The sequence below is a fragment of the Streptomyces sp. NPDC050704 genome (genome assembly GCF_040654355.1).
Taxonomy (GTDB): Bacteria; Actinomycetota; Actinomycetes; order Streptomycetales; family Streptomycetaceae; genus Streptomyces.
In genome coordinates this window covers 45665-55737 of sequence record NZ_JBFAHW010000067.1, presented here as the reverse complement: position 1 = coordinate 55737, position 10073 = coordinate 45665, and the positions used below count along the sequence as shown (strand labels likewise).

Sequence of the window (10073 nt, the reverse complement as noted above, 5' to 3'; positions counted from 1 at the left end):
GGGCTGCGTACTACTGCCGAGGGCGCACGGGCCCGCACGCCGGATTTTTCACAGTAGAGCACTACGCCCGGGACCCCCTGAGGGGGTCCGGGGCGAAGGGCTGTTCACGTGCGCTGCGGTTGCCCGCGATCCGGCCCTCGAAGGGGCAGCGGCTCAGATCTTGTTCTCGGACCGGCGGCGCATCCAGAACACCCCGCCACCGATGAGCGCGAGGCTGACGAGCCCACCGCCGATCGCGATGTCCGTGGGGGTGGCACCGGTGGAGCTGCTGCCGCCGAGACCGCCGCGGACACCGCCGATGACGGTGAAAGCACCGGGCTTGGTGAGGATCTTTCCGCTGCAGTTGACCGTGATGTCGTACGAACCGGGGGTGGCCGAGCTGTTGACAGTCGCCGTTCCCTTCGACCTGTCGTTGCCGCCACTAGGGTCCGGCGAGAGAGTCGCCTGCGGGAATGCGTTGGACGTCATGTTGCCGCCGCTCTTGCATCCGTCGACGGTGACCGTCAGCTGCCCGCCCCGGGCAATGACGCTTGGCGTGGCGACGATGTTGCTCGGGTTGTCCCAGGCCGCGGCCACGGGAGCGGTGAGTCCGAGGACGGCGACGGCTGTCGCAGAGACCGCCAGGGCACGAGTGGTACGCATGTGTTCCTCCGCGGAAGGCGCCCCGGGAACCGTCCCCGGGTGGATCGGCGAGAAAACGCCTCCCAGACAGACCCTCAGTTGCCTTGCACAGAGCCGCATTTCGAGAATGGTCCGTCCTGGTGAGAGGACACGCCGGGAGAAAGGAACACAATCGGATATTGCCGCAGGTCACGGACCGTCAGAAATTTCCTGCCGACGGCAACTCGGATGGCGCACGGAGGCCGGCCCCGCCACCCGTTCGCGCTTCTCCCGTCGCCCGACGGACATGCTGCGCTTAGCGTTCTCGTAAGCGCGACGGACGGGGCGACGGCCACGTCGAGAGGGGTTGGCGAATGTCTGGGTACGAGTTGGCCGAAGAGGAGGAGCGCGCCAGAAAGCGGGCTCCTTGGGGCGTGATAGCGCTTGTTCTGCTGACCGGCCTCGCGCTCATCCGAAATGGTTCGGGAGAGTTCGACGTGGGGCCCCCGCAGCCCGCGACGGCCGCCGCGGCGGACAGTCTCACCGCGGGCAGGAACGGCCGGGGCGCTCCTGTTCCGCTGCCGTTCTCCGTGGTCGACCGCGTCCGGATCCCGGCGATCCAGGTCGACGCGCCCGTCCTGCCCGTGGGCCTCGACATGGAGGGCTGGGTGGACGCGCCGCCACCGGAGAACCCGAACCTCGCGGGCTGGTTCTCCGGAGCGGTCTCGCCCGGCGAGAAGGGCACGGCCGTTCTCGTCGGCCATGTCGACAACCAGCAGGGCCCCGCCGTCTTCTACGGCCTCGGGGCCCTGAAAAAGGGAAACCGCGTGGAGGTCAGGCGCAAGGACGGAAAGGTCGCCGTATTCGAGATCTACGGCATCGAGGTGTTCGAGAAGAACAACTTCCCCGGAAATCGGGTCTACGGAAACAGCGGAACCCCCGAATTGCGTGTCATCACCTGCGGGGGCGGTTTCTCCAAGCAGAACGGCTACGCCGGAAACGTCGTCGTGTTCGCCCGCCTGGCCGAGGTTCGCTGAGCGTTCCCCGGCCGGGCGGGCGAAAGCCCGTGGCCTCAGGTGGCCTGCCGCCGGGGCACGGTGACGTGGTAGTCGGAGTCCAGCAGCCGCGGCAGATAGTCGCGCAGCGCCCGTACGCTCTGCGAGCGGTCGCCGCCCGCGTCGTGCGCGAGGACCACCACGCCCGGGGCCGCGCCGTTCATGACCCGGCGCTCGATGGTGCCGGCGCCCGGCGTCCTCCAGTCGAGGGTGTCGACGGTCCAGCCGAGCGGCTCCATGCCGAGTTCGGCTCCGAGCTGGAAGGCGGCGCGGTTCCAGGCCCCGTACGGCGCGCGGAACCAGGCGGGCCGCTCGCCGGACGCCTCCTCGATGACGTCGCAGGTCCGCTCCATCTGGGAGCGGATCCCGGACCGGGTCAGCCGGGTCAGCAGCGGGTGGGACCAGGTGTGGTTGCCGACGACATGCCCCTCGTCGGCCATCTCCCGCAGCATGTCCTTGTTGTCGACGGCCATCTCGCCGCACACGAAGAACATGGCGCGTACGTCGTGGGCCTTGAGCGTGCGCAGGATCTGCGGGGTGTAGCGGGGGTCGGGGCCGTCGTCGAAGGTCAGCACCATGGTGCGGCCGCGCCCGGACATGCGCAGGAACGGCTCGTGCCGTACGAGGGTGCGCGCGGGCGCGGTCCGTGCCGGGCCGTATCCGGCGATGGGCTGGAGGCGGTAGGCGGACGGCTTCCCGGCGACCCGTGCCGCCCGGTTCGCCTGGGCGCCCGCGGCGGGAGCGGCAGGTGTGGAAGGTACGGCAGGCGTGGCAGGTGCGGCGGAGGACCCGGCCGGGGAGCCCTGGTCGGTGGCGAGCAGCTGCGCCGTACCGGCCGCCCCGGCCGCTCCCAGGACGGCGGCGCCGGCGAGCAACGCCCGGCGCCGCGAGAGGAACTGATCCTTGTGCATGAGTAATCAGTCGCCCGGCCGGGGGCCGACACAGCGCATCGACACCGGTGCGGGCGCACGAAAGCACCCGATGGGAGCAGCTGGGGCGGCCGGGAGCGGCTCAGCGGCGGCGCGCCACGAGTCGGCGGAGGACGGCGGGAAGGCAAGGCCGGTGCCGAGCAAGGCCGGGTGCCGTCCCCGGCGGCTGCGGGACCTGCTGATTCCGATAGCCTCAGCGCCGTGACGGAACAGCACTCCCAGTTCGAGCGGGGCACGGACGGGCCGAAGGTCATCGTGGTCGGCGTGGACGGCTCCGACTCCTCGTTCCGCGCGGCCGCCTATGCCGCGGGGCTGGCCCGGCGTCAGCGGGCGCTGCTGGCCCTGGTGTACATCCAGCCGGTGATGTCGGCGGGCGCCGCGCTCGGGGTCCCGATCGCCGAGACGACCGACGAGATCGCCGAGGGGCTGGTCCGGGAGATCCGGACGGCGACCGAGCAGGTCAAGGGCATATTCGACGTGCGCTGGGAGTTCCACACCCTCCGCGGCGACCCGTACAACGGGATGGTCTCGGCGGCGGACCGGCTCAAGGCGGACGCGGTCGTGGTCGGCGCGTCCGAGCAGGCGGGGCACCGGTTCGTCGGTTCCGTCGCGATCCGGTTGGTGAAGGCGGGTCGCTGGCCGGTGACGGTGGTGCCCTGACGGGCTGCCGGCGGCGGCGAGCGCTCTGGTCCGCGCTCTGGGTACTGATTACCGCGTCATCGGCGCGGGTGTCGAAGGTTCCGGGGCCGTTCCGACCGGCGTTTCCGGACGGGTCCGGTCGGGCAGGACCGAGAAGCGGATGCGGAGCTTTCCGTCCCGGTTGACCGTTCGTCGTACCGTTCGCCGACGGGTTCGACCGTCCGCCGACGATCCGTGTCAGCACCCTGTCCCGGCGGGGCGCCCTGCGTTGGCATACGGCCATGACGGCCGCCACGACCATGACCAGCAGGACGACCGCCGAGCACGAGCTGGCCGAATTGCAGCGGGAGCACGGCGCACCGCTCTTCGCCCTGATGCTGAGGCTCTCCGACGGGGACCGCCAGCGCGCCGAGGATCTGGTGCAGGAGACGTTCGTCCGCGCCTGGCAGCATCCCGAGGCGCTGCGCGCCGACGACTTCGACTCCGTACGGCCCTGGCTGCTGACCGTCGGGCGACGGCTCGCCATAGACGCGCGGCGGGCCCGGCAGGCACGGCCCGCCGAGGTCGGGGACGCCGTGCTGGACAGTGCGCGGGTGTGTGCCGATCACGCGGAACGCTCCGCGGCGACCCTCGATGTGCGCGAGGCTGTGAAGACACTCACTCCCGAGCACCGTGAAGTCCTGGTGCAGGTGTATTTCCGGGGGGCGAGTGTGGCGGAGGCCGCGGCGGAGCTCGGGATTCCGCCCGGTACCGTGAAGTCTCGCGCGTACTACGCGCTGCGCGCCCTGCGCCGGGTTCTTCCGGGATATGCGGCCGACCTGCGGTGAAACCGTCGGTTGGGTCAAGCCTCCGTAAAGCGCCTGCTGTGGATCATGGTTGAGCAATCAGCTGTCTTCATCCGTGTTCCGGAGTGGGGGCCCGGGGTCGGGCGACGCGCACGCACCGGAGGAAGGCAGGAAGGAATGCTGCACAGAGGTCAAGAGAGCACGGACGGCACCGGTGGTGGCGAACTCACCGTCCCCATGGCGTGGTTGTACGCCGAGTACATCGCCGACGAACTGCTACGGACCGGCGACCTGATGCCGCCCACGTCCTTCGAGTTCCGCGCCGGGCGTGACGCGCTGGCGCTCACCATCTTCCTGTCGGACACCAGCGGTGAGCTCTCGGGCATCCGGGTCGTCTCCCAGTTGGAGACATGGCTGTCGCTGACGGCGTACGACCAGCCGTGGCAGGACTGGGTGCGCGAGCGCATGGCCGGACTCGCGGCCGAGGCGATCCGGTCGGGCCGTCCGACACCGGACCTGGACCTTGCGACGGCGGCCTGGCGCTGGCTGGAGGAGACCGAACTGCTCGCACCCGACCTGGACGCGGTACCGGGCGGTGGCCCGGTGATCGGGGAGGACGACGGACCGAAGGTGTGGACACCGGCCTGGCAGTTGGGGCTGCCGCTGGGGCATCTGGCGATCCATCTTTTCTGACCGGAACCCTCCGACCCCGACCGGAACCCTCCGACCCTGGCCGGAATCCGCTGGCTCTGGCCGGAACCCTTCGGCCGACGCTCCCGACCAGTTTTTTTCGAACCTCGACCAATCCGCGGGCCCTGCCGCTCCGAATCCGTTGGTTGCATTCCGCACGGGGCTTGAGTGATTCAGCGGTCCCCTGCGTACCGGTGGGCAAGCAGCTACTCCCCGCACACACCCCATCGGCACCGAGGATTTGGTATGAGGTCGCTGGAACGCCACCGCGACGTCGGAGCGTACGCGCTCGGCGTGCTGGACGAGGCGGAAGCCTTCCGCTTCGAGGACCACCTCATGGAGTGTCCCCAGTGTGCGGTTCAGATAAGTGAACTGACGCCCACTACGCGGTCGTTGCGGGCATACGCCCGAGCGACGCCACGTTCGGTACACCCCATGACCCAGGCCGGCCCCGCTCTTCTGGACCGGCTGCTCGACGACGTCGTCTCGGCCCGCCGGACCGGGCGCAGGCGCTGGCTGTTCGCGGTCGCCGCCTCCGTGGTGTTCGCCGTGGGCGGGCCCGCGGCCGCGGTCCTCACCGGAGGCGGGGGCTCGGACGGCGACCGGGTCGCCGCGACGGACCCGGGGACCGGGGTGTGGGCCGAGGTCACCACCGTCGACCGGGCCTACGGCAGCGACGTGGGCCTGCAGGTCAAGGGCGCCGCCGGTGCCCTGCCCTGCGAACTCGTCGCCGTCGGCCACGACTCGGAGGAGGTCGTGCTGAGCTGGACCGTGCCCAAGGCCGGGGCGAAGCCCGCGGACCCCATGCAGGGCTCGGCGGCCATGCACCCCGGCGAGGTCGTCCGCTACGAGGTGCGCACGACGGCGGGCGAGCGGCTGGTGACACTCAAGGCGACCTGAGGCGGGGTGCAGCGCCTCACTTCAGGAACCTGGACATCCTGCGGTCCGCGAGCGGTTTGCCGCCCGTCTGGCAGGTGGCGCAGTACTGGAGCGACGAGTCGCTGAAGGAGACCTCGCGGATGGTGTCGCCGCAGACCGGGCACGGCTCGCCGGTCCTGCCGTGCACGCGCAGACCGCTCTTCTTCTCGGCCTTCAGGCGGCCCGCGGCGAGCCCGTGGGAGCGCTCGACGGCCTCCGTGAGGGTCGTGCGCAGCGCCTCGTACAGCCGCTGTCTCTCCTCGGGCGTCAGGGTGGCGGCGAGCTTGAAGGGGGACATCTTCGCGGCGTGCAGGATCTCGTCGCTGTAGGCGTTGCCCACTCCCGCGATCAGGCTCTGGTCGCGCAGGGCGCCCTTGAGCTGTCGGCGCTCGCCTTCGAGGAGCTTCCCGAAGCGGGTCTCGTCGAAGTCGTCGGCCAGCGGGTCGGGGCCCAGGCGGATGACGCCGGGGATCTCCCCCGGATCCCGTACGACATACACCGCCAGCCGCTTCTGGGTGCCCGCCTCGGTGAGGTCGAAGCCCTCGCCGGTCTCCAGGGCGACGCGCATCGCGAGCGGGCCCTTGCCGGGGCGGGGCGGGCCGTCGGGGAGCCGGTCCTTCCACTGGAGCCAGCCCGCGCGGGCCAGGTGCGTCACGAAGTGCGGGCCACCGGCCGTCTCCAGGTCCAGGAACTTGCCGTGCCGGTGCACGGCGGTCACCTCGCGGCCCTCAAGAGCGGTGAGCGGTGGGTCGTACGTCTTCAGGACGCTGATCGCGACAGGCAGCACGCGCACGATCTCGTGGCCGACGAGGTGGTCGGCCAGGAAGTCCTTCAGCGCTTCGACCTCGGGTAGTTCCGGCATACGTCCAGGGTGCCACCCGGTTCAGACAGCGCCAGGCGGACCGGGACGACCGGGCCTCAGTCCCGTTCGGGGTCCCGTTCCGGCACGGTGAACTCGCACCACACGCACTTGCCGCCGCCCCGGGCCTCCACGCCCCACACGTCCGCGAGGCGGTCCACCAGCAGCAGCCCCCGCCCGGAGACCCCCGCCTCTCCGGCCTCGCGGCGCCGCGGCAGCGCGCTGGACGCGTCCTCGACCTCGACGCGCAGCCGGCGGGCGGAGCCGGTGAGGACCCGGAGGGTGACGATCGCGGAGCCCTCGGTGTGCATCAGGGCGTTGGTGACCAGTTCGTCGGCGACCAGTTCGACCTCGTCGGCGCGCTCGCGGGCACCCCAGGCGTCCACGGCCGCGCGGATCATGTGCCGGCACGAGGTGAGGGCCTCGGGGTCGCCCGGACCGACGAGCTGCTGGAGCCGCCCGCCGGGGCGCTGCGCGTCGAGGCCCAGGCGGCGCAGCAGGAGCAGCGCGACATCGTCCTCGCCGCCGCGTTCCTCGGCCACGTCGATGAGCCGGTCGGCGAGGTCGCGTACGTCGGCCGGTCCCGTGGACATGAGTGCGCGGAGTGTCTCCATGCCGTCGTCCAGGTCGATCCCCGGCTGTTCGACGAGGCCGTCGGTGTACAGGAGCAGGGTCTGGCCGGGGTCGAGTTCGAAGGTGACGACGGGGTATTCGAGGCGTCCGAACAGGGCGGACAGGCCGAGCGGCAGGCCCCCTTCGAGGCGGACTCTGCGACAGCTGCCGTTCGGGTCGCGGACCAGCGGGTCCATGTGGCCCGCCCGGACGGCCTGCACCACCCCCGTGGAGAGGTCGACCTCCGCGTACAGGCAGGTCGCGAAGCGCTCGGTGTCGAGTTCGTGCAGGAAGACGGAGGCACGGGCCATGACGGTGGCGGGGGTGTGGCCCTCGGCCGCGTAGGCCCGCAGGACGATGCGCAGCTGGCCCATGACGGCGGCCGCGTGGGTGTCGTGGCCCTGGACGTCCCCGATGACGGCTCCGACGCGGCCGCCGGGCAGCGGGATCACGTCGTACCAGTCGCCGCCGATGTCCCGGCCGAGTGAGCCGGAGCGGTAGCGGACGACGATGTCGGCGCCGGGCACGCTGGGGATGGAGCGCGGCAGCATGGCCTGCTGGAGCCCTTGGGCGAGGTCCTTCTCCTGCTCGTAGAACATGGCCCGCTGCAGGCTCTGCGCGATGCTGCTGCCGAGCGCGACGAGGACGTTGCGGTCCTCGGCGGAGAAGCCGCGCCGGTCGTTGTAGAGCAGGCCCATGGCGCCGATGGGTCTGGCCTGGGCGATGAGCGGCAGGTAGGCGGCCGAGGTGATGTCCAGGCCGGTGATGTGCGGCCACAGCAGCGGATACGACCGGGCGAACTCCTCCGGCGACTCGATGAAGCGCGGGGCGAGCGTCCGCACCACCTCGCTCATCGGGTACTGCTCGTCCATCCGGGTGACCTCGGTGCCGGGTACGAAGCTGCCCTCGGGGCCCTCGGCGACCAGCCGGATACGGCCGGCCTCGACCAGGCCCATGACGAGGCTCGTCGCGCCGAGGTGGGTGAGGCCGTGGGTGTCCTTGAGGACGTCGATGACGTCCTGGACCGTACGGGCGTGTGCGAGCGCCGCCGTGGTGATCTGCACGACGTTCGTCTGCCGGCGACGGGCCTCGTCCAGGGCCGCCTGCTCGCGACGGCCCTCGGCCTCGCTCAGTTCCTGGGTGGCGTCGCGGACGATGCCGATGATGCGGCGCGGCCGGCCCGTCCTGTCGCGGCGGATGTAGCCCTGGGTATGGGTCCAGCGCAGGGTTCCGTCGCGACGGCGGACGCGGAAGTACGCCCCGTAGTTCTCGCTGCCGTCCTTGATGGCCTGGGAGACGTGGACGTCGAGTCGGCGGGCCTCGGTCGGGGGCACCCGCACGGACAGCGTCTCGGGGCGGCCGTCGTACTCGTCGGGGCGCAGGTCGAAGATCTCGTGGGCCAGGGCGTCCATCTGCATGACGCCGCTGTCCAGGTCCCAGTCGAAGCCGCCCATACGGTTGAGCGCCAGGATCGGATCCGGGTGGGCGGGCCAGTCGTCCGGGAGTGACAGAGCGCTCGCTCCCCGATCAACCATGCGCCCACCTTGGCAGGGTTTGACTGAATTTTCGACTCGTGTGACGCATCACGGCAGCTCAGCCGACCAGCCTGCCGAAGAACCCGGCGGCGCCGGAGGCCCTGTACGGGCCCGGCTCGTCCGGGATCAGGCCGCCGTCGTCCGGTACGTCGGGGCTGTCCGGGACGGTGTCGGGGCCGACCTCACGCTCCGGGGAGTCCAGCGAGTCCAGGGGCGGCTCGGGCTGCCCGGGCTCGTCGACGCCGGGCTCGTCGGGGACGTCCGTGTCGGGCAGCGTGTCCGTCTCCGAGCCCTCGGGGGGCGAGACCAGGTCGTCGGAGGGCTCCGGCGTGGCCGTCACGGTGGCCGTGGGGCAGTCCGAGGGGGCCGGGGACGCGGTGGTCGTGGTCTCCTCGGTCGGCGTGTTCTCCGTCGCGGTGCCCTCCGTCGGAGTGTCCTCCGCGGTGCCCGGAGTGACAGTCACGGTCGGTGTCACGCAGTCGGTCGGGGACCCGTCGGAGCTCTCCGAGGAGTCGTCGGACGACGGCTCCTCGGCCGACGGCGAGGAGCCGTCCGGGTCCGGACTCTGCGGGTCGACGGCGGGTGGCGGCACGATGCGGTCCTCGTCGCCGTCGTCACCGATCCTGCGCTCGATCCAGGTGTTGTCCTCGACGTTGATGATCGTGATGTCGGTGATCACCTGCGGCTCCGGGGTGACCACGATGACCTTCGTGGGCCGGTAACCCGACCAAGGGCTGCCGTGGCGGCCGGGAGTTCCGTCGAGGGCGACGGGCGGCTTCAACGGGTTGCCGCAGGCGCAGCGAACGCGGGGTACGCCGCGGTTGTCGACGAGGACGGCGGTGCCGGCCTGGAGTACGGACTGATGGCCGGTCGCCCTCCCGTCCCGGAAGCCGTGGTTGGTGACCCGGGTGTCGGCGCGCAGCACGACCGAGGTCAGACCGCGCAGATACGCGGGGATGCCGGACCGGGAGACACCGGCGGCCCGCGCGAACGCGCGTGCCTTGACCTGGTCCGCGGTGAGGAACCCGACCTGCCGTTCGACGTCACAGCTGCCGACGCGATGCGTACCGCCGTAGAGGCCCGGCGTACCGCCCGCGACGGACCGCACGCCCTCCGCCGTCGGTGCGGGGGACGGTGTCGGGGCGACCGGTGACGGGGTCGCGGTGATCCGCGCCGTCGAGTCGGTGAACGGGTCCGGGCCCTCGGCCGCGACCGGCTCCAGGAAGACCTCTCCGCCGGAGGCGTCGGACGCCTTCTCCCCGTCACCGCCGCAGCCCGCGCCGAAGAGCGCCGCGGAGAGCGTGCAGGCGAGAACGAGGGTTCTGGTGGATATGTGCACCGCGGTCCCCGTTTCATCCCGGTCAATATGTTCACTATTGTCTGCGTCGCTTCCGGAAGACCCGCAAGCCGAAGAGAGGCACACAGCAGCCGGGGTGGGTCACACAGCGTCA

The 10073-nt window shown here is 71.2% G+C and carries 10 protein-coding genes; 5 read left to right on the top strand and 5 right to left on the bottom strand.

Annotated features, from left to right (window positions below):
* Positions 1–153 precede the first annotated feature (153 nt).
* Positions 154–642 (bottom strand): hypothetical protein, encoded by a 489-nt coding sequence (locus tag AB0I18_RS32655; RefSeq protein WP_363109248.1) that lies wholly within the window; start codon positions 640–642, stop codon positions 154–156.
* Positions 643–974: 332 nt separating this feature from the next.
* Here AB0I18_RS32655 and AB0I18_RS32650 point away from each other — a divergent pair, with 332 nt between their 5' ends.
* Complete coding sequence (locus AB0I18_RS32650) at positions 975–1637, top strand: class F sortase (protein WP_363109247.1); 663 nt, start codon at positions 975–977, stop codon at positions 1635–1637.
* A 35-nt stretch (positions 1638–1672) separates the two neighbouring features.
* On the opposite strand, the gene AB0I18_RS32645 is transcribed toward AB0I18_RS32650, so the two are convergent.
* On the bottom strand, positions 1673–2566 hold the full coding sequence (locus AB0I18_RS32645) for a polysaccharide deacetylase family protein (RefSeq protein WP_363109246.1): 894 nt from the start codon (positions 2564–2566) through the stop codon (positions 1673–1675).
* Between the two features lie 219 nt (positions 2567–2785).
* Here AB0I18_RS32645 and AB0I18_RS32640 point away from each other — a divergent pair, with 219 nt between their 5' ends.
* The 4 genes from AB0I18_RS32640 to AB0I18_RS32625 all read left to right on the top strand — a co-directional run bounded on the left by AB0I18_RS32640 (position 2786) and on the right by AB0I18_RS32625 (position 5598).
* The gene (locus AB0I18_RS32640) at positions 2786–3244 is read left to right on the top strand and encodes a universal stress protein (RefSeq protein ID WP_363109245.1); all 459 of its coding nucleotides are present in this window, start codon (positions 2786–2788) and stop codon (positions 3242–3244) included.
* 260 nt (positions 3245–3504) lie between these two features.
* Positions 3505–4050 carry a sigma-70 family RNA polymerase sigma factor gene (locus tag AB0I18_RS32635; RefSeq protein ID WP_363109244.1) on the top strand — a complete coding sequence of 182 codons (546 nt, stop codon included), beginning with the start codon at positions 3505–3507 and terminating at the stop codon, positions 4048–4050.
* A 135-nt stretch (positions 4051–4185) separates the two neighbouring features.
* Positions 4186–4701 (top strand): hypothetical protein, encoded by a 516-nt coding sequence (locus tag AB0I18_RS32630; RefSeq protein WP_363109243.1) that lies wholly within the window; start codon positions 4186–4188, stop codon positions 4699–4701.
* Between the two features lie 243 nt (positions 4702–4944).
* Positions 4945–5598: a zf-HC2 domain-containing protein gene (locus tag AB0I18_RS32625; protein WP_363109242.1), complete on the top strand. Its 654-nt coding sequence runs from the start codon at positions 4945–4947 to the stop codon at positions 5596–5598.
* 16 nt (positions 5599–5614) lie between these two features.
* Here AB0I18_RS32625 and AB0I18_RS32620 read toward each other — a convergent pair whose 3' ends face one another.
* The 3 genes from AB0I18_RS32620 to AB0I18_RS32610 are packed head-to-tail and all read right to left on the bottom strand — an operon-like array spanning position 5615 to position 9961.
* The gene (locus tag AB0I18_RS32620) at positions 5615–6478 is read right to left on the bottom strand and encodes a DNA-formamidopyrimidine glycosylase family protein (RefSeq protein ID WP_363109241.1); all 864 of its coding nucleotides are present in this window, start codon (positions 6476–6478) and stop codon (positions 5615–5617) included.
* A gap of 56 nt (positions 6479–6534) precedes the next feature.
* Complete coding sequence (locus tag AB0I18_RS32615) at positions 6535–8622, bottom strand: SpoIIE family protein phosphatase (protein ID WP_363109240.1); 2088 nt, start codon at positions 8620–8622, stop codon at positions 6535–6537.
* A 58-nt stretch (positions 8623–8680) separates the two neighbouring features.
* Positions 8681–9961: a DUF6777 domain-containing protein gene (locus AB0I18_RS32610; protein WP_363109239.1), complete on the bottom strand. Its 1281-nt coding sequence runs from the start codon at positions 9959–9961 to the stop codon at positions 8681–8683.
* Positions 9962–10073 lie beyond the last annotated feature (112 nt).

Coding starts and splice junctions, on each gene's coding strand:
- AB0I18_RS32615 (WP_363109240.1), bottom strand. CDS start 8,622: ATGGTTGATCGGGGAGCGAGCGCTCTGTCACTCCCGGACGACTGGCCC.
- AB0I18_RS32650 (WP_363109247.1), top strand. CDS start 975: ATGTCTGGGTACGAGTTGGCCGAAGAGGAGGAGCGCGCCAGAAAGCGG.
- AB0I18_RS32645 (WP_363109246.1), bottom strand. CDS start 2,566: ATGCACAAGGATCAGTTCCTCTCGCGGCGCCGGGCGTTGCTCGCCGGC.
- AB0I18_RS32635 (WP_363109244.1), top strand. CDS start 3,505: ATGACGGCCGCCACGACCATGACCAGCAGGACGACCGCCGAGCACGAG.
- AB0I18_RS32655 (WP_363109248.1), bottom strand. CDS start 642: ATGCGTACCACTCGTGCCCTGGCGGTCTCTGCGACAGCCGTCGCCGTC.
- AB0I18_RS32630 (WP_363109243.1), top strand. CDS start 4,186: ATGCTGCACAGAGGTCAAGAGAGCACGGACGGCACCGGTGGTGGCGAA.
- AB0I18_RS32625 (WP_363109242.1), top strand. CDS start 4,945: ATGAGGTCGCTGGAACGCCACCGCGACGTCGGAGCGTACGCGCTCGGC.
- AB0I18_RS32620 (WP_363109241.1), bottom strand. CDS start 6,478: ATGCCGGAACTACCCGAGGTCGAAGCGCTGAAGGACTTCCTGGCCGAC.